Source organism: Bradyrhizobium sp. Kon69 (assembly GCF_055807515.1).
In genome coordinates this window covers 74,387-98,144 of the sequence record NZ_JBVVOS010000021.1, presented here as the reverse complement: position 1 = coordinate 98,144, position 23,758 = coordinate 74,387, and the positions used below count along the sequence as shown (strand labels likewise).

Here is a 23,758-nt window from a genome sequence, read left to right as displayed (position 1 = left end):
GTTGACGAGCACCGGCTTGCAGACACGGAAAAACGGGTTGCGTTTGATCGCGGGTGCGGTGACAAGGCCGCATGCTTGCCATCACCGACCTCTCCATCCGCCTCGCCGGACGCCTTCTGATTGACCAGAGTTCCGTGCAGATCACGCCCGGATCCCGCGTCGGCATGGTCGGTCGCAATGGCACCGGCAAATCGACCCTGTTCAAGGTGATCCGCGGCGAGCTCGCCGCCGAGCACGGCACGGTGACCCTGCCGCCCCGCTGGCGCGTCGGCAGCCTCGCGCAGGAAGCGCCGAACGGCCCTGAGAGCCTAGTTTCGGTCGTGCTCAAGGCCGACCTCGAACGCGACGCGCTGCTCACCGAGGCCGAGAGCGCGACCGACCCGCACCGGATCGCCGAGATCCAGACCCGGCTGGTCGACATCGACGCGCATTCGGCACCGAGCCGCGCCGCCGCCATCCTCTCCGGCCTGGGCTTCTCGGCCACCGACCAGCTCCGCCCCTGCGCCGAATTCTCCGGCGGCTGGCGCATGCGCGTTGCGCTCGCCGCAACGTTGTTCGCGGCTCCCGACCTGTTGCTGCTCGACGAGCCCACCAACTATCTCGACCTCGAAGGCACGCTGTGGCTGGAGGATCACCTCGCGCATTATCCGCGCACCGTGATCGTGATCAGCCATGACCGCGACCTTCTTGAAAGCTCGGTCGACCAGATCCTGCATCTGGATCGCAGCAAGCTCACACTTTACAAGGGCACCTACTCCTCCTTCGAAGAGCAACGCGCCATGCGCGAGATGCTCGACGCCAAAGCGGTCAAGCGGCAGGAAGCCGAACGCGCGCGCCTGCAGGCCTTCGTCGACCGCTTCAAGGCGAAAGCCTCAAAAGCCCGCCAGGCGCAATCCCGTGTGAAAATGCTGGAGCGGCTGAAGCCGATCACGGCGCTGGTCACCCAGGATGTGCGCGAGATCAGCTTTCCCGCGCCGGAGAAAATCCTGTCGCCGCCGATCATCGCCGCCGACAACGTCGTGGTCGGCTACGATCCGAACGCGCCCGTGCTGAACCGCGTCACCTTGCGCGTCGACAATGACGACCGCATTGCGCTGCTCGGCTCCAACGGCAACGGCAAGTCGACCCTTGTGAAACTGCTCGCCGGCCGCCTCGCGCCGTTCTCGGGCAAGGTGACGCGCGCGGACAAGCTGTCGATCGCCTATTTCGCGCAACACCAGCTCGACGAATTGAACGAGGATGCCTCGACCTACGACCACGTCCGCAAGCTGATGGGTGAGGCGCCTGAAGCCAAGGTGCGCGCACGCGCCGGCGCGATCGGCTTTTCCGGCAAGGCGGCCGACACCAAGGTTGGAAAATTGTCGGGCGGCGAGAAGGCGCGGCTCCTGCTGGGACTTGCGACCTTCTTCGGCCCCAACATGATCATCTTGGACGAGCCGACCAACCATCTCGACATCGACAGCCGCGCCGCGCTTGCGGAAGCCATCAACGAATTCCCCGGCGCCGTCATCATGGTTTCGCATGACCGCTATCTGATCGAGTCCTGCGCCGATCAACTCTGGATCGTCGCCGACCGCACCGTGACCAATTACGACGGTGACCTCGACGAATATCGCCGCCTGGTGCTGTCCGCGCGCAATGGCGAGCCCGCCCCGCGCGAGCGCGGCGCGCCGAGCGAGAAGCCGCAGCGTCCGAGATCGGACAATCGCGGCTCGCTGAAAAAACGTATCGCGGAAGCCGAAACCGAGATCGCCCGCGTCAGCGCGATCATCAGCAAGATCGACACTGCGTTGGCCCTGCCCGACATCTTCACCCGCGACCCCAAGCAGGCCGCGCAATTGTCGAAAGCACGCGCCAATGCGGCCGATGCGCTGGCGCGCGCCGAGGAGCAGTGGCTCGAGGCGAGCACGCAGTTCGACGAGGCGGCGGGCTGAAGCCTGCACGACCGGACCGACATCAAAATCGCAAAAACAACCCCATGCACAGTACCGGTATTTTGCTACCCGGTGATTAGCTGTTGAATGGACTGATCTTTACCGTGCTGACTCGGCCCGCTCACGCAGCGATGTCGGCACGAATTGAGCAGAAATGGCTCAGTCCGCGAATTGGCCGGCTGCCTTGATCATCGGAGCCCAGCGGTCGACTTCGCTCGCGAGCATCGCGGCCAGCGCCTCCGGCGTCGCCTTCTCCTGCGGGACCGGCTCCGTGTTGATGTCGTTGAACCGAGCGATCAGCGAGGAATCCCTAAGGGCGGACTGGAGCGCCGCGGTCAGCTTCTGAACGACCGCCGGCGGTGTGCCCTTGGGGGCATAGATGCCGTGCCAGACACCAAGCTCGAACCCTTTGAGGCCGGCCTCGTCGGCCGTCGGCAGATCGGGCAGGCTCTTCAGCCGCTCCCTGGTGGTGATCGCATAGGCCTTGACCTGCTTCGACATGATCGGGCCGGTCGTGTTCGTCGCCTGGTCGCAGGTGAGATCGATCTGCCTGCCGAGAAGATCGTTCATGATGGGGCCGTTGCCCTTGTAGGGCACTGCGGTGAGCTGCTTCTGGATCGCCGTCATGAACAGCATGCCGCAGAGGTGCGACGCCGCTCCGAGTCCGGCATTGGCATAGGTCAATTTGTCGCCCTGCTGGGCGTAGGCGACCAATTCCTTCAGCGTGTCGGCCGGAAAATCCGGACGCGCGATGATGGTCATCGGCGCATTGGTCACAAGCCCGATCGGCGCAAAGGCCGACTTCGTGTCATAGCTCAGGTTGCGGTACAGTGTGGCGGCGGTCGACAGGCCGACATGATGGATCAGCAGCGTGTATCCGTCAGGCTGGGCTCGCGAGGCGCGGGTCGTGGCGATGGTGCCACCGGCGCCGGGCGCGTTCTCGACGACGACCTGCTGGCCGAGCGATTTCGCCATGCCTGCCGCGGTCAGGCGAGCAATGGTGTCGGTAGGTCCCCCGGCGGCGAATGGCACCAGCATGGTGACGGGCCTGACTGGATAGTCCTGGGCGAGCGCCGCGCCAAACGGCAAGAGCAGAGCCGATACGAGGGAAATGAGCCGCATGCTTTCCTCCAAATTTTTTGCTTGCTCCTATGTACGCATTCCGGGCTGCGCGGCCACACGAAAACGACTTCATCAGGGGTGGAGCGTCCGCGGCATGGTGTAGCTGCCGAAGGCCTGATCGGCCCTCAGCGCGCCTCGCGAAGCTTCGTCGGCAACAGGCGGGAACTAGCGCTCCCGCATGATCTCGTGCCGATAGCGCTGCAGCGGCGATAGCAGGTAGCTCAGGATGGTGCGCGAACCGGTCCTGATCTCGACGGTCACCGCCATTCCCGGGGACAGGTTGACGAGGCGGTCGTCCACCTGCATCTGGCTGCGATCGAGCGAGATGCGGGCGCTGTAGCTCAACTCCTGCCCGCTAGGCTCGCTGCTGTCGCGTTGCGTCCCAAGCGCACGGTCGCTCCCGCGCTCCTGTGGCCGGTCGCGGATGATGGCGTCCTGCGAGACGCTCAGGACCCGGCCCGCGAGAAGGCCGTAGCGGGTGAAATTGAAAGTGTCGATCTTGATGGCGGCGCCCTGCCCGGCCTCGACAAATCCGATATCGCGGTTGGAGATCATCGCCTCGATCTCGAGCCGCGTATCGGTCGGCACGATCACCAGCAGCGACTGCGCGGGCGTGACCACGCCGCCCACAGTGTGAACCGCGAGCTGCTGCACGACGCCGTCGACCGGCGACGTCAGTTGCTGAAGCCTCGTCCTCTGCTGCGCCTTGATGAGATCGCGTGCGACGCCATTGGCTTTCTGTTCGCTCTTGGCAAGCTCGTCGGAGAGACTTTTCCTGTACTCCGCCAAGGCCTGGATGCGGGTCTCCCGGATCGCGGCGACGGCCGCCTCGGCCTCCTTCAAGCGGCTGCTCTGGACGCGAAGCTCCTCCTGTTGCTCGATCTGGAGCTGGAGGGTCTCATAGTAGGTCAGCTTCGAGCCGATCTCCTTCTCCATCAGCGTCTTGCGAATCTCGACACGCTGCTGGGTGACCGGCAGCAACGCATCAAGCTTGTGAATCGTCGCCGCAATCGTCTGATGTTCGGCCTCCTTCTGCGCTTCTTGACGCGCCAGTGCCGCGAGCTTGGCCCTGTTCTCGCTGACCTGATTGGCGAGGAGCTGCCGTTGCGTCGCGACCAGCATGGGATCGGCGTCCTCTGGTACGACGAGATCGGCGGACACCTCTTCGCCGCCCGCCAATGCGGCGCGGAGGCGCGCGACGTTGAGCCGCTCGGCCATGAGATCGTCGTGCAGACGATCGCGCTCTGCGGCGTTCACGGTCGGATCAAGCTCGATCAGCAGGTCGCCTGATTTGACCGATTGCCCGTCCTGCACGTGAATGGCGCGCACCACGCCGGTCTCGAACGGCTGGACCACCTTGCTTCGCCCGCTCGACACGACCTTGCCGGTCGCGGAGGCCACGATGTCGATCGTGCCCCAGGCCGACCAGGCCAGCGCCGCGCAGACAAGCAGCATCAGGGCCATTGCGATGGCGCGGCCGATCGGCGACGGCGGTGTTTCCGTGATTTCCAGCGCCGCCGGCAGGAAGGCGACTTCCTCGGCGCGCCGGCTCTTTCCATTCCGGAACGGGATCACGGTCTGCTCCGGCCGAGCGGCCGGCACAGTGCTAGCCGACCTCATAAATGCCTCCCTGGAGACGATGCAGGGCGGCGTAGCGGCCGCCGGTCTTGATCAGCGCGTCATGCGTGCCGTCCTCGACCAGACGGCCGCGTTCCAGGGTGAAGATGCGATCGGCGCCGCGGACGGTGGACAGACGGTGCGCGATGATCAGGACGGTGCGGCCTTTCGCGATCTCCTTCATGTTGTCATGGATGATCCGCTCGCTTTCATAGTCGAGCGCGCTGGTGGCTTCGTCGAAGATCAGGATCCGGGGATTGCCCACCAGCGCGCGGGCGATCGCGATGCGCTGGCGTTGCCCGCCCGAGAGCGTCGAGCCGCGCTCGCCGACCATCGTATCGTAGCCCTCGGGGAGCTCCAGAATGAAATCATGCGCGCCCGCCAGCTTCGCCGCGTCGATAATGCGATCCATCGCCAGGCTCGGATCGGCCAGCGCGATGTTGTCGCGCACCGACCGGTTGAACAGCATGTTGTCCTGGAGCACGATTCCGATCTGCCGACGGAGCCCGGCCGGGTCGGTCGTCATCAGATCCATTCCGTCGACCAGCACGCGGCCGCCTTGCGGAACGTAGAGCCGCTGCACCAGCTTGGCGAAGGTGCTTTTGCCCGAGCCGGACGATCCGACGATGCCGACGGTTTGTCCGGCTGGAATATCGAATGAGACATCGTGCAGGATCTCCGGCCCATCGGGCCGGTAGCGGAAAGACACGTGCTCGAAGCGGATGTTGCCCCGGATCGGCGGCAGCCCCGCGCGGGCGGCGGAGTACGCCGGCTCCGCCGCGCTGTTGAGAATGTCACCGAGCCGCGCGATCGACAGTCGCGCCTGATGAAAATCCTGCCAGACCTGCGCGAGCCGCAGCACCGGGGCCGACACCCGCCCCGCGAAGATGTTGAAGGCCACGAGCTCGCCGACTGTCAATGCGTCACCGATCACCAGCCTGGCTCCGACATAGAGAATGGCGGCCGTGACGACCTTGCTGACGAGTTGCACCAGCTGGCTTGCCGTGTTGCCGAGGCTGGTGACACCGAAGCTCGCGGAGACATAGCCGGCGAGCTGCTCTTCCCAGCGGCGCTGCATCTGCGGCTCGACCGCCATCGCCTTCAACGTTTCGATGCCGCTGACGCTCTCGACCAGGAAGGCCTGGTTCTCGGCGCCACGGCGGAATTTTTCGTCCAGCCTGCGGCGAAACAGCGGCGTCGCCACGGCCGAGATCGCGATGTAGAACGGGAACGATGCCAGCACGATGAAGCTCATCTGCGCCGAATAGGCGAACATCACTGCCAGAAACACCGAGGTGAAGACCAGGTCGATGAGAAGCGTCAGCGACGAGCTGGTGATGAAATTGCGGATGTTCTCGAGCTCACGGACTCGCGCCACGGAATCGCCGACGCGCCTGGCCTGAAACCACGCCATCGGCAGCGCCAGCAGATGGTGGAACAGGCGGGCCCCGAGCTCGACGTCGATGCGGTTGGTCGTGTGCGCAAACAGGTAATTGCGCAGGATCCCGAGCACGGTATCGAACAGGGAGACGACGACGAGGCCGATGACGAGGACGTCGAGCGTGGACAGCGAGCGGTGCACCAGCACCTTGTCGATCACGACCTGGAAGAACAGCGGCGAGACCAGCGCAAAAAGCTGGAGGAAGAACGAAGCCGCCAGCACCTCGCCCAGCAGCCGCCGGTATTTGCCGATCGCGCCGATGAACCAGGTGATATCGAAGTGCCGGCCGAGGTCGGACAGGCCGGCGCGCCGGACCATCAGGATCAAGCCGCCGTCCCAGATCGCGCACAGCTCGTCGCGATCCATCAGCACCGGGCGCCGCGCCTCCGGGGACTGCACCAGCACCTTGTCAGCGGAGGCCTTTGCGATGACCATGAAGCCGCCGTCCCGCAGCATTGCGATCGCAGGCAGCGGGGTGTCCGACAGACGGCTCCACTGCGTTCGGTAGGTTCGCGCTTTAAGTCCGAGAGACCTGGCGCAGCGGACGATATCCGCTGCGCCGAAACTTGCCGCGCCGAGCCGGTGCCTGAGCTGCGCGCGATCGGCCGCAACGCCCTGCAGATGCAGCAGCGTCAGCAACGCATCGAGCCCCGTATCGGCGGAGACCGCGTTCGTCGTCATGAGCGTTCTCCAGGTCGCAGCCGCCAGCTTCAGGCGTGCTGGGGCGGTGCGAGCACCTGGCTCTGCGCCGCGTGCGGATCGGGCAGCGGCATCTCGCCGTTCCCCTCACCTGCCGGGACGAAGCTGGCCGCCATGGCCTGGTTGAGCAGCATCGCGGCCGCGAACGCTCCGCCCTGGATGACGACGTTGTTGCCGGTGCCGCCGTCCAGGATGTCGAGGCCGCCGCCGCCGATCAGCACGTCATCACCGGCACCACCTGCCAGCGTGTCGTTGCCGGGGCTGCCGATCAGCACGTCGTCGCCGTTGCCGCCATTGGCAACGAGCTGGATGCCGCCGTGCAAGCCGGAAGCCGTGATGACGTCATCGCCATCGAGACCGTTGATGACGATCCTGTCGCCCGCGCCGGCATCGGTGATGTTGATGTCCTGGCCAAGCCCCGACACCGTGATGATGCCGTCGTGCTCGGTCACCGTGATGACGTCGTTGCCGCCGGTTGCGTTGATGGTCACGGTATCCGCGGCGCCGTCATTGGCGCCGAGATCGAGGTCGACCTGGCTCACGCCGGTGCCGGAGAGGTCACCGACCGTAATGTTGTCGGCACCGCCGAGAGCATTGAAGTCGACATGTTCGACCCCGTTCAGGTCCATCGCAATGGCGGCGACATCTCGCGTGAACAGCACCCGGCCGCCATTGGCCGAGATGTTGATGGTCTCGCTGATATTGGCGCCGTTGAATGCCAGCGTGTCGGTGCCCTTGCCGCCTTCGACGGTGTCGCTGCCGTCGCCGGGATTCCAAACGAAGGTGTCGTCGCCCGCACCGAGATTGGCGAAATCGTTGCCGCGTCCGCCGTTCACAATGTCATTGCCGGCACTGCCGGTGATGGTGTCGTTGCCGTCGCCGCCGTTGATGTTGAGGCTGAACGACTGTCCCGCCTTGATGGAAGACGCATTGATGATGTCATTGCCTTGTCCGCCGTTGATGCCGAGCACATCACCGGCGTCCGCGTGTGCAATCGTCACCTGCGCAGCGAGGCCATTGACCACGATCGATCCGCCGGAGGTCACGACCGATATGTTGTCGTCACCATTCGTGCCGTTCACGGTCACGCGGTCCGCCGCTCCATCGCCGCTCTGGCTGCCGGGGCCGGCACTGAGGTCGATGGCAACCTGCGTGATTCCTGTCCCGGTCAGATCGTTGACGGTGATGTTGTCGGCGCCGCCTGCTGCCGCGATGTGCACGTGCTCGACGCCAGCGAGGTCCATGACGATAGCACCGACGTCACGGGTGAGTAGCGCACGGCTTCCGTTCGCCGAGATCGACATGGTCTCGGCCACATTGGCGCCGTTGAACAACAGCGTATCGGTTCCCGTGCCGCCTTCGACAGTGTCGCTGCCGTCACCGGGATTCCACGTGAAGATGTCGTCGCCTGCGCCGAGAAGCGCGACGTCATTGCCGCGGCCGCCGATGACCTTGTCGTTGCCGTCGCCGCCGATCAGGGTGTCCGCGCCCTGGCTGCCGGTGATGGTGTCGTTGCCCGCCCCGCCGTCGATGGTCAGCCCGATCGCCGAGCCGAGCGTGGATGCATCGATCACGTCATTGCCGCCGAGCGCCTGCACGACCAGCCGGTCGTTGCCGGCTTCTGCATTTGCGATCGTCACGACCTCCGGCAGCCCCGTGACCGTTACCGTTGTGCCCGTGGCAGTGACCTCGATGTGCTGATTGCCGTTGCTGCCGTTGACGGTCACCGTATCAGCTGCGCCGTCGCCTTGCGTCCCTCCCGGAACGGCTCCGAGATCAACCAGCACCTGCTTGACGCCGGTCCCGGTGAAGTCGCCGACGGTGATGTTGTCGGCGCCGCCGCGCGCATCGAATTCGATCTGCTCGACGCTGTTGAGATCCATCGTGATGTTGGCGACGTCGCGGGTGAAGCGCACCCGGCCGCCATTGGCCGAGATGTTGATGGTCTCGTTGATGTTGGCGCCATTGAAGAGCAGCTTGTCGCTGCCCGAGCCGCCCTCGACCGTGTCGCTGCCGTCACCGGGATTCCAGATGAAAGTGTCGTCGCCACTCCCGAGCTGGGCGACGTCGTTGCCGCGTCCGCCATTGACGATATCGTCGCCGCTGCCGCCGATGATGAGATCGTTGCCGTCACCGCCGATGATCCTGTCGTTGCCAGCGCCGCCATCGAGCGTCAGCGAGATCAGGCTGCCGAGCCCGTTGCCCACGGTGACGACATCGTCGCCGCCGCCCCCGTGCAGGACGAGATTTTCCGTCGTGCCGATGTCGAGCGAGAACGGCGCCGCGCCCGTCCCGTCGAGCCGCACGCGGGTGCCGTTCGCCGTGATCGTGAACGTCTCGGCGCCGTTGTTTCCGTTGACCTGAGCCGTATCGTTGCCCTCACCACCCTCGAACAGATTGGTGCCGCCGCCGGGATTCCAGATCATGACGTCGTCGCCGGCCTCGCCGAACAGCTGGTTGTCGCCGCTGCCGCCGTCCAGGACGTCGTTACCCGCTCCGCCGAACAGCAGATCGTTGCCGCCGCCGCCCTTGATCAAATCGTTGCCAGCCTGACCAAACAGAAGATCGGCTCCCGAGCCGCCGGTGATCCTGTCATTGCCGTCGCCGCCGAAGATGTGCACCGCCGGCATCGGTCCGTGGCATTCGTCGACGGTGATCGTGTCGTCACCGCCCTGACCGAAGATGTCGATCGCGGTGGTGTTGCCGACCGTGGGTTCGCCACCAACCGTTTTCACGTGCCCGTTATTGACCAGGATGCGGCCGGACTTGTCGCGACTTATCACGAGGCCGTTATTCGCGCTGTCGCCGAAAATGGTGAGTTGCCCCGTAACCGGGGAAAACACAGAGGTAATGGACATCCAAATATCCTTCGATCGATCTAGCCCCTCCTTTCGAGGCGTAGCAGCCGCCAACATGACTTTCTTGAAGAGTTCCTTGAGACGCGCGTGATTATTCTGGAGATTCCCTCCAGATTTGCCGCGAGCCGATGTCGGGCCGGCCGCGGATGTGAAGACTGTCACATTCGGGCTGCCTGTTCGCGTGCAGCGTCTCCTTGAAACAGGCCCCGGTCGTTGAACGCGCACGGATGCAACCGAACTGCCGGGCAAAACGACTTGCGGATCGCTTCGGCATCGGAGAGATTCGTCGCTCCTACGGAGGAACGCGGATGCCGGCTGATGCGCGATAAGAACCTGAATCGTCATCACCCCTTCAGGCCGTTTGTTGCGCACGAACTCTCCGGAAACCGCTTCGCAATTTTCCGCATCATGCTTTAGGTTGATCAGTTGTGGGATCCACCACGACAACCTGTGGGCAACCGCTGGACATGCGACTTCAGCAGTATTTGCAGCTGTTGGCAGCAACCCTGCTTGCGGCGTTTGGCGCGACTGTTGCGTTCGTCGTCCCATTTTGCGTGCAGATCGAAGAGCCGATCAACATCCTTGTCGTCACGCAAGTCCTGAACTTGATGATGACGACGTTCATGGTCGCAATGGCCCACGCCGTGCTGCTTGGTCTTCCACTCTTTCTTCTCGTCCGCCGTGCGCGATCCCACGTCGGGATTGCAGCCTGCGCTCTCGGAGGCTTCGTCGTCGCGGCACTACCATTCGGTCTCCTGGCATTGATGTCCGTGCTCAGTACCCAGAATGCTTCGACTGGCGGGAGGCCAACGATCGTCAATGGCGTACCAACCCTGTTCTTCTGGATCGACTACCTTCGCGCGGTAGGACTGGCCGGTTTTCCGGGCCTTGTTGGCGGCGTCGCTTTTTGGGTGGCCACGCGGTACCGCTCCGCCCGGCGATCATGGAGTGTCGTTTCTGCGGCCGCGCTTCTGACGTGTGGCGTCTTCATCTTGCCGGTCGTCGTAAGGGACAGAAGCTGCCACAACTTGTTCAGAGACGGACGCACATCCGTCGGACCGCAGGTTTATGCAAATTTGAAGGTGCCTGCCGAAGACTGGAGAACACTCGAGCAAACATTCGCTGATTTCGGTCACGCACATGCGCTGTCAATTCGCGGCGACGAACAGGTTCGAAACGGGCGCAGCACATGGCGCACAGTGGACCTGTGCAACGAGACCGGTATCAGCATCAACGTGTACGATGAGCCTTGGCTGGTAAGCGTGCATTCGCCTCGTGCCGATAACGGCATGACGCTCAGCATCTACTCGCTGAAGCCAGACGTGGACTGGAAACCGCTCGCTCGCGATGTCCTCAGTGAGATCGAAACAATTTGGCCCCGGAGAACCACATTCCGGGGACCCAGTGGTCAGATGCTGTCGTTCGAAGACGCAATGAAGGGACGGCCATAGCCGACCCGCACGCTCGCCTTACGCCGACTTCTTCTTCGGCTTCGGCTTGGTCGCCTTCGGCATGACCGGCGCCTCCGGCGTTCCCTCGATCGAGGACAGGCGGCCGGCCGTGAAGGTGTAGATGCCGGCGCGCGGACCGGTCGTCCACGTCACGACCGCAACGCGCCTGCCGGCGGCGTCACCGGAGAGGTTGACGCTCGAGGGCGCGCCAATGCCGCGCACCACGTCGCATTCGGTGTGGCCGAGCGCGACGGTGCCGCCCATCGGAGCCGGCGCGGTCGTCGACGCATTCGCATCGGCCGGCCCGGGCGGCGGCGCCATACCGGCACAAGCACCGTCGGCGCTGACCAGATCCTCGGCCCCGACCGGCTTGTCGGGGGTCAGCGGCGGCGACTCGATCGAGATGCTTTTGATGAACAGGCGGCTGGGCGTGTTGAACCACTGGGCATCCCTGGACAACAGATCGGTCCCGCCCGAACAGCCCGCGACCAGCGGGGCAACGGCCGCCAACGCAACTATGAGCGAGCTGGGAAGCTTTTGATGTCGCACGATAAACTAAATTCCCCGAGTGAAGGATCGGCCCTAAGCAATTGTACCAACACCACTTTGCGGCACGAAGGTGACAAAAGCCATCATCCCCCGAAAAGTGCAAATTATCATTAATTGCGAGCGACCGCTAATTCCGCTTCTGCCACCGGCCCCGTTCGTCGGCCTGCCAATAGGTGACATCAAATCCCCGCGCCTTGCAATCCGTCCAGGCGCTGCGGGCGAACGCAAGCGCGTCCGGATCGTCGCCATCGAACAGCAGCACCATGCGCTCATAGCCCTGGGCGTCCTGCGGCAGCGCGGCGTTGTCGACGAGGAAGCGAACATTGGCACCGTTCGGATTGTCCTCCTCGACCGCCAGCACGATCGGCTGCTCGGCTGCGTCGCTGACCCGCCATGTCGCGTGCGGCAGGAAGGAATCGTCGCGATAGGTCCACAAATGGGCGTCGAGCGTATCGGCGCGCTCCGGCGAAGTCGATTGCACCACGACGCGCCAGCCGCGCTCGAGCGATTTCTCGAGAAGCGGCGGCAACACGTTCTCCACCGTCATGTTTTGCAGATGGTAGAAAAGGACTTCAGTCATCTCGGGTCATTTGCGCTCGTAATGGTCGGCGACCAGACGGTCGAGCAAGCGAACGCCATAGCCGCTTCCCCAGCTGTGGTTGATGTCGGTCTTCGGCGCTCCCATGGCGGTCCCGGCGATGTCGAGATGCGCCCAGGGCGTGCCGTCCACGAAGCGCTGGAGGAACTGCGCCGCGGTGATCGAGCCGCCATGGCGGCCGCCGGTGTTCTTCATGTCGGCGAACTGGGAATCGATCAGCTTGTCGTATTCGGGGCCAAGCGGCAGGCGCCAGACCTTCTCGCCGCTCTCGATGCCGGCCGCCAGCAGCCGCTCGGCAAGCTCGTCATTGTTGGAGAACATGCCGGCATGCTCGGTGCCGAGCGCGACCACGATGGCGCCGGTCAGCGTCGCCAGATCCACCATGAATTTCGGCTTGGTTTTCTTGGCCACGTACCAGAGCACGTCGGCGAGCACCAGGCGGCCTTCTGCGTCGGTGTTGATGATCTCGATGGTCTGGCCCGACATCGAGGTGACGATGTCGCCCGGACGCTGCGCGTTGCCGTCCGGCATGTTCTCGACGAGGCCGATGGCGCCGACGACGTTGACCTTGGCCTTGCGTGCCGCGAGCGCATGCATCAGGCCGACGACGCAGGCAGCGCCGCCCATGTCGCCCTTCATGTCCTCCATGCTGCCGGCCGGCTTGATCGAAATGCCGCCGGTGTCGAAGCAGACGCCCTTGCCGACGAAGGCAACCGGCGCCTCACCCTTCTTGCCGCCGTCCCAACGCATGATCACGGTGCGGCTCGGCCGCGCCGAGCCCTGGCCGACGCCGAGCAGCGCGCCCATGCCGAGCTTGTCCATCGCCTTGACGTCGAGCACCTCGATCTTGACGCCGAGCTTGCGGAGCAGGCCCGCGCGGCGCGCGAACTCCTCGGGGAAAAGTACGTTCGGCGGCTCGTTGACGAGGTCGCGCGCAATGACCACGCCGTCCACGATCGCAGCGGCCGATGCAAACGCCTTCTTCGCGGCGACGACATCGCCGACCGCAAACGAGACGTCGGCGCGCGTGCCGCCCTCCTCGCCCTCCTTCTTCTTGGTCTTGTAGCGGTCGAACTTGTAGGTGCGCAGCCGCAGGCCCGAGGCGATCGCGACCGCCTGCTCGCTCGTCATGGCGCCATTGGGCAGTTCCGCCACGATGGTCATGGCCGCCGCCCCGGCCGGAAGCTTGCTCGCCGCCACGCCGCCGAATTTGAGGAAGTCGTTGGCCTTCAGGCTGGCCGCCTTGCCGGCGCCGATCACGATCAGGCGGGTGGCCTTCACGCCCTCGGGTGCAAGGATGTCGAGCGCAGCACCGCTTTTGCCCTTGAAGGCGGCGGCGGTGGCCGCCCGCTTCACGAGTTCGGTGGCGCCGCCGAGCGCCTTGGCGGTCGCCGGGCCGAGCTTCAGAGCGTCGTCGCAGAACACGACCATGATGCCACGGACGGCGGCAGATAATGGAACGAAGCCGACCTTGATGGCATCGGACATGAGTAACTCCTCAAAAACATTGCGCTTTTTACCGATCGGCGGTCCCGGCCACGGGCCGGAGCTGAACGGCGATTCACTGAGCGTGCCGCACTATGGGCCACCGGCCCGGCAGATGCCAAGCACCCCCCGTGGCCGAGGGGCCACAACGAGGGAAATATTAACCATATATTGAGGGTGCCATGGGGCAGCCATTTTGTTGACGGATCAAAGGGATGGTACTGAGAGAGTAAGCCGGCGGATGAGATGGTTGGCCGACCTTGGGGATCCCCTTGCGGGGATTGGTTGGACAGCCGGAATTCCGGCCGGCATTGGGGACTTGGTGGGATTCGTGCGGTAGCGCATGGGGTCAATCGATAGGTATATCTTCCGCACGACGCTCGCGTCGTTTGCGTTGGTCCTGGTCAGCCTCACGGGCGTGATCTGGATTACGCAGGCGTTGCGCGGCATCGACCTGATGACGAGCCAGGGTCAGACCATCCTGACCTTCCTCGGCATTACCAGCCTCGTCGTGCCCGCGCTGGTCCTGATCATCTCGCCGATCGCGCTGATGATTGCGATCTCGCATACGCTGAACAAGCTCGCGACCGATTCCGAGATCATCGTGATGAATGCCGCCGGCTTCTCGCCGTTCCGGCTGTTCTATCCGTTCTTCTACGCCACCTGCGTGGTGGCGCTGCTGGTCGCCTTCATCGCGGCCTATCTCGCTCCCGACGGCATGCGGCGGATCAAGCAGTGGGACGCCGAGATCACCGCCGACGTGCTCACCAACATCCTGCAGCCCGGCCGCTTCGCCCAGCTTGACAAGAACCTGACGATCCGGATTCGCGAACGCCAGCCCGGCGGCATCCTCGCCGGCATCTTCATCGACGACCGCCGCGATCCGAACGAGCGGGTCTCGATCGTCGCCGAGCACGGCGAAGTCGTGAAGAACGACAACGGATCGTTCCTGGTGCTGGAGACCGGCAATCTCCAGCGCTTCGAGGCCGGCAAGCGCGATCCCGCGCTGGTGGCGTTCGGCCGTTACGGCTTCGACATGTCGAAATTCTCGGGCCAGGGCCGCGACGTCACCCTCGGCATCCGCGAGCGTTATCTCTGGGAGCTGCTCTCGCCGTCCGAGGACGACCCCGTCTACAAGCAGATTCCCGGCCAGTTCCGCTCGGCCCTGCATGACAGCCTGCTGGCGCCGATTTATCCCTTCGCCTTTGCCGTGCTGACCTTCGCGTTCCTGGGTGCGCCTCGCACCACGCGCCAGAGCCGCAATTTTTCGATCGGCTCCTCGATTCTCGCCGTGTTCGGCCTGCGCATGGCCGGCTTCGCCTGCTCGGTGATGGCGGTGAAATCACCGGGCGCGGTGCTGGTCCAATATGCGATGGTCATCGGTGCCATCGGCCTCGGGCTGGCGATCATCATTGGCGGCCTCGTGGTCGAGCCGCCGCCGCGCCTCATGGAGGCCATCAACAGGTCGAACGCGCGCATCGCGCGGCTGTTCCGACGGCCGGCCACCGCATGAGCATGCTCACCAACACACTCGGGCGCTATTTCGCCGGCCGTTTCGTGGTCGCGGCGCTCGGCGTGTTCGCCAGCATTTTCCTGTTGCTGGTGCTGGTGGATTACATCGAGATGGTGCGCAAGACCTCGGGGCTCGCATCCGCCTCCGCCGTGATGGTGGCCGAGACCTCGCTGTTCCGCGTGCCGCAGCTGCTGGAGAAGCTAACGCCGTTCTGCATGCTGATCGGCGCCATGACCTGCTATCTCGCCCTCTCCCGCCGGCTCGAACTCGTGGTCGCGCGCGCCGCCGGCGTCTCCGCATGGCAATTCATCTCGCCGGCGCTCGGCAGCGCGCTGCTGATCGGCGTGATCGCCACCGTCGCCTACAATCCGATGTCGGCCAATCTGCGCGAGCTCTCCAAGCGCATGGAAGCCGAGCTGTTCGGCTCGGCGCCCGGCGGCGGCATTCAGGACGCCTCCGGCTTCTGGCTCAATCAGGTTACCAATGACGGCCAGACCATCATCAACGCGGCGCGCAGTGAGCAGCAGGGCGTCCGGCTCACTGGGCTCACCCTGTTCCGGTTTGACACAGAGCAGCACTTCAAGGAGCGGGTCGAGGCGCGCGAGGCGACGCTCGAGGCCGGCCGTTGGCTGTTCAAGGGCGTCCGCCGTTTCTCGCTGGATTCGCCGCCGGTCGATCAGGCCAGCCTGGAGATTCCGACGACGCTGACCGAGGCGCAGGTCCGCAACAGCTTTTCCACACCCGAGACTGTGTCCTTTTGGCAACTACCGAGCTACATCCGCTCGTCCGAGAGCTCGGGCTTCGCGACAGCCGGATACCGACTCCAGTATCAGAAGCTTCTGGCACAGCCGTTTTTGCTCGCGGCCATGGTGATGCTCGCGGCCTCTGTGTCGTTGCGCTTCTTCCGGATGGGCGGCGTGCAGAAGATGGTTTTGAGTGGCGTGGGCGCAGGCTTTCTGCTCTACGTTCTGTCGAAAGTGACTGAAGATTTGAGCAAGGCTGAGTTGATGCATCCGATCGCTGCGGCGTGGTTGCCCGTGGTGGTGGGCGGCCTCACCGGCTTTTTGGCCTTGCTGTATCAGGAGGACGGATAGTGACGGCCGTCCACCGAGGGCCCGTGTCTCGTTTGACGCGGCGCACATTGGTGCGCGCGAACGGGTGTGGCTTGTCCATTCGCAGGTTCCTGCTTGCTGTCGCCGCCGTGGCATCGCTCGGTGGCGTGATGGACGTTGCCGCCGTGGCGCCGGCCTCCGCCCAGAGCTTCACCTACAATCCGCTGCCGCCGCGTGCGAAGCCGCCGAAGGCCGTCAACGACAACCAGATGCTGGTTCAGGCGACCGAGGTCGACTACGACTACAACAATTCGCGCGTCTCCGCGGTCGGTAACGTCCAGCTGTTCTACAACGGCACCAGCGTCGAGGCCGACAAGGTCATCTACGACCAGAAGACCAAGCGGCTCCATGCCGAAGGCAACATCCGCATGACGGATGCCGACGGCAAGATCACCTATGCCGAGATCCTGGACCTGTCCGACGACTACCGTGACGGTTTCGTCGATTCGCTGCGCGTCGACACGGCCGATCAGACCCGCATGGCGGCGAGCCGCTCCGATCGCTCCAGCGGCAACTACACGGTGTTCGAGAACGGCGTCTACACGGCCTGCGCGCCGTGCAAGGACGATCCGAAGAAGCCGCCGCTATGGCAGGTCAAGGGTGCGCGCATCATCCACGACCAGCAAGAGAAGATGCTGTATTTCGAGACGGCGCAGCTCGAATTCTTCGGCGTGCCGATCGCCTATATGCCCTATTTCTCGACGCCCGACCCGACCGTGAAGCGCAAGACCGGCTTCCTGATGCCGGGCTTCACGTCGAATACGCCGTTCGGCTACGGCGTCGAGGTTCCGTTCTACTGGGCGATCGCGCCCGACATGGACGCGACCTTCAGCCCGCGCATCACGTCCAAGCAGGGCGTGCTGTTCCAGGCCGAATTCCGCCAGCGCCTGATGGACGGCGCCTATCAGATCCGCGTCTACGGCATCGACCAGCTCGATCGGAGCGCGCTCGCCGGCCAGCCCGGCGACAAGCAATTCCGCGGCGCCGTCGACACCAAGGGTCAGTTCGCGCTGAACGACAAATGGGTCTGGGGTTGGGACGGCGTCCTGATGTCCGACTATTATTTCTTCTCGGACTATCGGTTGTCGCAGTATCGCGATCCGCTGGGCTCGTTCCTGTATCTGCCGACGGATGCACTCTCGCAGCTTTACCTGACCGGCGTCGGCAATCGCAGCTTCTTCGACGCGCGCACGATGTACTGGCTGAGCTACTCGGGCAACCAGAGCCAGGTGCCGGTCGTCTACCCCGTGATCGACTATTCGAACGTGCTGAACTATCCGGTCTTCGGCGGCGAGTTCAGCTACAAGACCAATTTCGTGAACCTGTCGCGTGACACCGCGGTGTTCGATCCGATCACGACGCTCGCCAACACCAACAGCCTGTGCACGACGGCATCGGCCGATCCGCTCGCGCGCACGCCGTCGCAGTGCCTGATGCGCGGCTTCCCGGGCACCTACACCCGCCTGACGGCCGAAGCGCAATGGCGCAAATCCTTCACCGATCCGTTCGGTGAAATCTGGACGCCGTTCGCCATTCTCCGCGCCGATGCGATCAACTCCTCGGTCTCCAACCAGCCGGGCGTGTCGAACTATCTTCCTGTCGGCGACACCCAGGCGTTCCGCCTGATGCCGACCGTGGGCCTCGAATACCGCTACCCCTTCATCAACGTTCAGCCCTGGGGCTCGACCACCATCGAGCCGATCGCGCAGATCATCATTCGGCCGAACGAGACCTATGCCGGCAAGCTCCCGAACGAGGACGCGCAGAGCATGGTGTTCGACTCCTCGAACCTGTTCAGCGTCGACAAGTTCTCCGGCTACGACCGTGTCGAGGGCGGCGGCCGCGCCAATGTCGGCGTGCAGTCCACCACGCAGTTCGACAGGGGCGGCGCCATCAAGACGCTGTTCGGCCAGTCCTACCAGCTGTTCGGCATGAACTCCTTCGCGGTCCAGGACTCCATCAATACGGGCGTGGATTCCGGTCTGCAAAGGCCGCGCTCCGACTATGTGGCGAGCGCCGCCTATTCGCCGAACAGCACCTATACATTCAGCGTTCGCTCGCGCATGGACGAGCAGACCTGGAACGTCCAGCGCTTCGAGGCGGAAGGCCGCGCCAACTTCAACCGCTGGTCCGTCAGCATGCTGTACGGCAATTACGCGGCGCAGCCGGAACTCGGCTATCTGACACGCCGCGAGGGCATCCTGACGACGGGCTCGATCAAGGTCGCGGCCAACTGGGTGGTCACGGGCTCGGCGCGCTGGGACCTGGAGGCCAACAAGATCAACCAGTATGTGCTCGGTGCCGGCTACGTCGATGATTGTTTTGTGCTCGGCTTGAACTATGTAACTGCGTATAGCTATTCCGCAGGCGCGACGCCGCCCGTGCTGAACCATGCGATCATGTTCCAGATCGGCCTGCGCACGCTGGCGAACACAGCGACGACCAGCAGTTCCGGCGGCGGTCTCCAGTGATCCGTTTGAAGGTGCCGGCGGCGTGTTCCCAATCGCAGGTTCACCGCGGCTGACATGCGAGCGACAAATATGACGATCCCATTGCCTGTCTTCCGCCTCTTCCTCCTCCTCACCGCCCTGCTCCTGGCCGGCACGCCGTCGCGCGCGCAGAACATCGTCGTCATGGTGAACGGCGATCCCATCACCGACTTCGACATTGACCAGCGCTCCAAGCTCGACCAGCTGACGACGCAGAAGACACCGGCCCGTCAGGAGGTCATCAACGAGCTGATCGACGACCGGGTGAAGATGAAGGAAGGCAAGAAATACGGGGTCGATCCCGGCGTCTCCGACATCAACCAGTCCTACGATGGCATGGCGCAGCGCATGCGCATCTCGCCGGACCAGCTCACCAAGTCGCTCGAGGTCAAGGGCGTCCGCCCCGAAACCCTGAAGAGCCGCATGAAGGCCGAGATGGTCTGGACCAGCCTGGTGCGCGGCCGCTTCAAGGAAAAGCTGTTGGTCGGTGAGAAGGACGTCGCGCAGGCCGTGCAGGCCCAGACCGGCGACAAGCTGCAGATCGAGGGCACCGAATACAAGATGCAGCCGATCGTGCTGATCGTGCCGCGCGGATCGTCGCCGGCGTTCCTGGAGACGCGGCATAAGGAGGCCGAGCAATATCGCTCGCGCGTCGGAAGCTGCGAAGAAGCCAATTCGTTGTTCCGCTCCACGCCGAACGCCACCATCCGCGACATCGTCACCAAGACCACCGCTGAATTGCCCGAGGCGCTACGCAAGGTCCTCGACGACACGCCGATCGGCCACCTCACCGCCCCCGAGACGACCAAGGCGGGCATCGAGATGGTGGTGCTGTGCTCGCGCAAGCCGACCATGATCGACACGCCGAAGAAGCGCGAGGTCCGCGAGAAGATGTATCAGGAGAAGTACGAGAAGACCCAGAAGGCCTATCTCGAGGACCTCCGCAAGGCGGCGATGATCGAGTACCGCAACCGCTGATGGCCCAGCAGCCTGCCAAGCCTCTCGCCCTGACGCTGGGAGAACCTGCCGGCATCGGCCCCGACATCACCATCGCAGCCTGGCTCAAGCGCCGCGAACTGGACCTGCCCGCCTTCTATCTGCTCGGCGACGAGGCGCTGATCGCCCGCCGCGCCAAAGCGCTCGGCGTCGACGTCAGGATCGCTTCGGTGAGCGCCGGCGAGGCCGGGGCCGCTTTCCCTGAGGCCCTGCCCGTGGTCGCGACCGGCGAGCCCGCGAGTGCCGAGCCCGGCAAGCCCGACGCATCGAGCGCGCCGGCCGCGCTCGCCTCGATCCGCCAGGCAGTCACTGATGTCCGCGAGGGTCGCGCCGGCGCCGTCGTCACCAATCCGATCGCCAAGAGCGTGCTCTATCGCGCCGGCTTCCGCCATCCCGGCCATACCGAATTCCTCGCCGAGCTCGCCGCGGAAGACGGCCGCGTGCCGCAGCCGGTGATGATGCTCTGGTCGCCGCGGCTCGCCGTGGTGCCCGTGACCATCCACGTCTCCTTGCGCGATGCACTGGCCCAGCTCACCAGCGAGCTGATCGTCTCGACCGTGCGCATTGTCGCGACCGAACTCAAATCCCACTTCGGCATCGGGAATCCGCGCATTGCGATCTCCGGCCTCAATCCGCACGCGGGCGAGGACGGCTCGCTCGGCTACGAGGAGCAGACCGTGATCGCGCCGGCGATCAAGACGTTGCGCAGCGACGGCATCGAGGCGAAGGGACCGCTCCCCGCCGACACCATGTTCCACGAAGCCGCGCGAAACAGCTACGACTGCGCCGTCTGCATGTACCACGACCAGGCTCTGATTCCGATCAAGACGGTGGCGTTCGACGACGCGGTCAACGTCACGCTCGGCCTGCCCTTCATCCGCACCTCGCCCGACCACGGCACCGCCTTCGACATCGCCGGGACCGGCAGGGCCAATCCGGCAAGCCTGATCGCCGCGTTGAGGCTTGCGAGCCGGATGGCGGCTGCGAAAACCCGATGAGCGGGATCGACGACCTCCCGCCGCTTCGCGAGGTCATTCGCCAGCACGCCTTGTCGGCTCGCAAATCGCTCGGCCAGAACTTCCTCCTCGACCTCAATCTCACCGCGCGCATCGCGCGTGCGGCGGCTCCGCTCGAGGACTCCACCATCGTCGAGATCGGCCCCGGCCCGGGCGGATTAACGCGCGCCTTGCTCGCGCTCGGCGCCAGACGCGTCATCGCCATCGAGCATGACGAGCGCGCGATCCCTGCCTTGCAGGATATTTCCGCGCGCTATCCCGGCCGTCTCGAGATCGTGCATGGCGACGCCATGACCTTCGACCCGCGCCCGCTGCTGTCGGGCGAACGAGCAAAAATCGTCGCCAACCTGCCCTACAACATCGCGACCCACCTTCTCGTCGGCTGGCTCACCACCGAGCCCTGGCCGCCCTGGTACGACATGATGGTCCTGATGTTCCAGCGCGAGGTCGGCGAGCGCATCGTGGCGCGCGAGGACGAGGAGGCCTTCGGCCGGCTCGGCGTGCTCGCCAACTGGCGCTGCGAGACCAAAATCCTGTTCGACATTGCGCCGTCCGCCTTCGTGCCGCCGCCGAAGGTCACGTCTTCCGTCGTGCGACTGATCCCGCGCGAAAACCCTCTCGCCTGCGATCGCAAGCTGCTCGAACAGGTCGCGGCCGCCGCGTTCGGCCAGCGCCGCAAGATGCTGCGGCAAAGCCTGAAGGCGCTGGGCGCCGATCCCGCGCGGCTCGCCGCAGCTGCGGGCGTGGACGCGACGCGGCGCGCGGAGACCGTTCCGATTTCCGGCTTTGTTGCCATGGCCCGTGAATTGGCCAATATACGCAGCGAAACAGAGAGATAATTTCGGAGGAAGAAATATGGCGTTGATGCGTCGGCAGTCCCTCGTCAAGTTCGATGCGCCGCTGTGCGAGACCATCGTCGACACGCCGAAGCCGCAAGGAGGCGAGGTGCTGGTGCGCATCGAGCGCTGCGGCCTCTGCCACTCCGATCTGCACATCCAGGACGGCTACGCCGATCTCGGCGGCGGCAAGAAACTCGACACCACGCGCGGCATGACGCTGCCCTTCACGCTCGGCCACGAGATCGCGGGCGTGGTCGACGAAGTCGGCCCCGACGTGTTCGCCGGTCTGGTCGGCAGCAAGAAGGCGGTGTTTCCGTGGATCGGTTGCGGCCAGTGCCGCGACTGCGCCAATGGCGACGAGAACCTGTGCGCCAGGCAGCGCTTTCTCGGCGTCTCCATCGACGGCGGCTTCGCCACTCACGTGCTGGTGCCCGACGCGAAATATCTGCTCGACTACGATCCCCTGCCCGTCAACCAGGCCGCGACCCTGATGTGCTCCGGCGTCACCGCCTATGGCGCGCTCAAGCGCCTGGTCGACCGTCCGCGCCAGCGCAATCTCCTGCTGATCGGTCTCGGCGGCGTCGGCATGATGGGCCTTTCCTTCGCGGCGGCCATGTTCAAGCAGCCGATCACGGTCGCCGATCTCAGCGGTGCCGCGCGCGAGACCGCGTTGAAGAACGGCGCGGCAGTGGCCTACGATCCGGCCGAGCCCGACGTGATCAAGCGCATCCTCAAGGAAACCGATGGCGGCTTCGACGAGATCGTCGATTTCGCGGGCAACGAGAAGTCCATGGCTTTCGCGGTCGCGGTCGCCGCGCGCGGCGGCAAGATCGTAGTCTCCGGCCTGATGGGCGGCCAGTTCACGCTGCCGATGGTGCAATGGGTCTACAAGCGCATGACGATCGAGGGCTTCATGGTCGGCACGCTCACCGAGGCTCACGAGCTGATGGCGCTCGCCCGCGCCGGCAAGATCAAGCCGACGCCGATGCGCGAGGAGCCGATGCGCGACGTCCAGACCTGGATCGACGAGCTTCGCGCCGGCAAGGTCGTTGGCCGCATCGTACTCAAGAATTAGCATGCGCGAGAAGCGCGAGGCGGCGGGGTCAGCATCTCGCTGCCGGCTTCAATGATCGCGATCAACTCGATGTTGACGCAAGCCGGTGTTCCAAATTGGGGAACCCGCTCTGTGCGGATGATGATCCTCGCCAGCTCTCTTATTGGAGTTCTGGCAAGACCATGCAGACCATCCGCCGCTTCCTCGCCGACGAGTCCGGCGCCACAGCGATCGAGTACGGCCTGATCGCCGCCGCATCGCGCTCGCGATCATCGCCGTCGTCAACAATCTCGGCGCGACGCTGAACAAGAAGTTCACCTCGATCAGCAGCTCGTTGAAGTAACGCGGGCAGGCGCGCTAATTCACGGCATTCGTCTGTCCCGCGGAACGGCAACGGCCGCGCCGCGTTGGCAGCCATGTCCATTCGCTGCACCGTCGAGAACGCATTCTTCATCGCCTGGAGCTTCCTGGAGCAGAGCGGAGAGCTCGGCTCTCCGGACGAGACGGCGAACGTCCTGCTCGACGCCATTGAAGCCCAGCTCAGGACCGGTGAACGCCGGCAACTGATGCTCGCCAACAGGGCGATCGATGCCTATCGCGCCCACGCGGAAAAAAGCCGGCCCGCGCATGATTGCGAAGCACGCTTCGGGTGACGAACTTCGGGTGCTGAACATCCTCGCCGCCCTCGGACCCGCCGGCCCGGCGGCGTTCGAGGTATAGGCCGGCGGTCCGTCGGGCAGAGCGCACGGGGTGCGGTGCTCCGCATCGGGGACGCTACGCCGATCCCCGGCCCTGCTGTGTGCACTCCTGCACAGAGTTCGTGAAGTTGAAGGCCGACGGTTCGGCCGCGCCATTTGCCTCGCGCGCCATTCGCCTCGCCAGCAACTTCCGGAATTCCGCAGACCGGAGGCCACTTTTTCAACGCTTGAAAAACGCCTTGTGTGCACTTTGGAACCGTCGGCTCGGTCACGGAAACGTAGGGTTC

The 23,758-nt window shown here is 64.6% G+C and carries 17 protein-coding genes and 1 pseudogene; 11 read left to right on the top strand and 7 right to left on the bottom strand.

Translation table 11 applies throughout. The features are described 5' to 3' along the window. Positions 1-71: 71 nt before the first annotated feature. Positions 72-1,934, top strand: coding sequence for an ABC-F family ATP-binding cassette domain-containing protein (locus AC0L3U_RS26325; protein WP_473363771.1), 1,863 nt, complete (start codon positions 72-74; stop codon positions 1,932-1,934). Between the two features lie 159 nt (positions 1,935-2,093). Here AC0L3U_RS26325 and AC0L3U_RS26320 read toward each other — a convergent pair whose 3' ends face one another. From AC0L3U_RS26320 to AC0L3U_RS26305, 4 genes are all read right to left on the bottom strand, one after another. Next, positions 2,094-3,056: a tripartite tricarboxylate transporter substrate-binding protein gene (locus tag AC0L3U_RS26320; protein ID WP_473363770.1), complete on the bottom strand. Its 963-nt coding sequence runs from the start codon at positions 3,054-3,056 to the stop codon at positions 2,094-2,096. Between the two features lie 165 nt (positions 3,057-3,221). Beyond that, complete coding sequence (locus tag AC0L3U_RS26315) at positions 3,222-4,676, bottom strand: HlyD family type I secretion periplasmic adaptor subunit (RefSeq protein ID WP_473363769.1); 1,455 nt, start codon at positions 4,674-4,676, stop codon at positions 3,222-3,224. Continuing rightward, positions 4,663-6,795, bottom strand: a complete 2,133-nt coding sequence (locus AC0L3U_RS26310) for a type I secretion system permease/ATPase (RefSeq protein ID WP_473363768.1) — start codon at positions 6,793-6,795, stop codon at positions 4,663-4,665. Before AC0L3U_RS26310 ends, AC0L3U_RS26315 begins: the two co-directional genes overlap by 14 nt. Positions 6,796-6,824: 29 nt before the next feature. Continuing rightward, positions 6,825-9,671 carry a beta strand repeat-containing protein gene (locus AC0L3U_RS26305; protein ID WP_473363767.1) on the bottom strand — a complete coding sequence of 949 codons (2,847 nt, stop codon included), beginning with the start codon at positions 9,669-9,671 and terminating at the stop codon, positions 6,825-6,827. Between the two features lie 467 nt (positions 9,672-10,138). On the opposite strand from AC0L3U_RS26305, the gene AC0L3U_RS26300 reads away from it, so the two are divergent. Then, entirely contained in the window at positions 10,139-11,122 is a 984-nt protein-coding gene (locus tag AC0L3U_RS26300) for a hypothetical protein (protein WP_473363766.1), read from the top strand. An 18-nt stretch (positions 11,123-11,140) separates the two neighbouring features. On the opposite strand, the gene AC0L3U_RS26295 is transcribed toward AC0L3U_RS26300, so the two are convergent. From AC0L3U_RS26295 to AC0L3U_RS26285, 3 genes are all read right to left on the bottom strand, one after another. Beyond that, complete coding sequence (locus tag AC0L3U_RS26295) at positions 11,141-11,632, bottom strand: hypothetical protein (protein WP_018459090.1); 492 nt, start codon at positions 11,630-11,632, stop codon at positions 11,141-11,143. 166 nt (positions 11,633-11,798) lie between these two features. Further along, complete coding sequence (locus AC0L3U_RS26290) at positions 11,799-12,251, bottom strand: DNA polymerase III subunit chi (RefSeq protein ID WP_473287129.1); 453 nt, start codon at positions 12,249-12,251, stop codon at positions 11,799-11,801. 6 nt (positions 12,252-12,257) lie between these two features. After that, on the bottom strand, positions 12,258-13,757 hold the full coding sequence (locus AC0L3U_RS26285; RefSeq protein WP_473363765.1) for a leucyl aminopeptidase: 1,500 nt from the start codon (positions 13,755-13,757) through the stop codon (positions 12,258-12,260). Between the two features lie 340 nt (positions 13,758-14,097). Here AC0L3U_RS26285 and lptF point away from each other — a divergent pair, with 340 nt between their 5' ends. The 9 genes and pseudogenes from lptF (at position 14,098) to AC0L3U_RS26240 (ending at position 23,426) form a co-directional block, all read left to right on the top strand. Then, positions 14,098-15,267: an LPS export ABC transporter permease LptF gene (gene lptF, locus AC0L3U_RS26280; protein WP_027569682.1), complete on the top strand. Its 1,170-nt coding sequence runs from the start codon at positions 14,098-14,100 to the stop codon at positions 15,265-15,267. Next, positions 15,264-16,361, top strand: coding sequence for an LPS export ABC transporter permease LptG (gene lptG / locus AC0L3U_RS26275; protein WP_027569681.1), 1,098 nt, complete (start codon positions 15,264-15,266; stop codon positions 16,359-16,361). Before lptF ends, lptG begins: the two co-directional genes overlap by 4 nt. Then, entirely contained in the window at positions 16,361-18,850 is a 2,490-nt protein-coding gene (locus AC0L3U_RS26270; protein WP_473363764.1) for an LPS-assembly protein LptD, read from the top strand. Before lptG ends, AC0L3U_RS26270 begins: the two co-directional genes overlap by 1 nt. Before the next feature lie 69 nt (positions 18,851-18,919). Further along, positions 18,920-19,846: a peptidylprolyl isomerase family protein gene (locus AC0L3U_RS26265; protein WP_456764652.1), complete on the top strand. Its 927-nt coding sequence runs from the start codon at positions 18,920-18,922 to the stop codon at positions 19,844-19,846. Continuing rightward, positions 19,846-20,862: a 4-hydroxythreonine-4-phosphate dehydrogenase PdxA gene (gene pdxA / locus AC0L3U_RS26260; protein WP_473363763.1), complete on the top strand. Its 1,017-nt coding sequence runs from the start codon at positions 19,846-19,848 to the stop codon at positions 20,860-20,862. The genes AC0L3U_RS26265 and pdxA overlap by 1 nt, the downstream gene beginning before the upstream one ends. Further along, complete coding sequence (gene rsmA / locus AC0L3U_RS26255) at positions 20,859-21,719, top strand: 16S rRNA (adenine(1518)-N(6)/adenine(1519)-N(6))-dimethyltransferase RsmA (protein WP_473363762.1); 861 nt, start codon at positions 20,859-20,861, stop codon at positions 21,717-21,719. Before pdxA ends, rsmA begins: the two co-directional genes overlap by 4 nt. A gap of 16 nt (positions 21,720-21,735) precedes the next feature. After that, positions 21,736-22,794 (top strand): alcohol dehydrogenase, encoded by a 1,059-nt coding sequence (locus AC0L3U_RS26250; RefSeq protein WP_473363761.1) that lies wholly within the window; start codon positions 21,736-21,738, stop codon positions 22,792-22,794. A 161-nt stretch (positions 22,795-22,955) separates the two neighbouring features. Further along, positions 22,956-23,116 (top strand): annotated as a pseudogene (locus AC0L3U_RS26245) (Flp family type IVb pilin). A 73-nt stretch (positions 23,117-23,189) separates the two neighbouring features. Next, entirely contained in the window at positions 23,190-23,426 is a 237-nt protein-coding gene (locus AC0L3U_RS26240; RefSeq protein ID WP_007609339.1) for a hypothetical protein, read from the top strand. Positions 23,427-23,758: the final 332 nt, after the last annotated feature.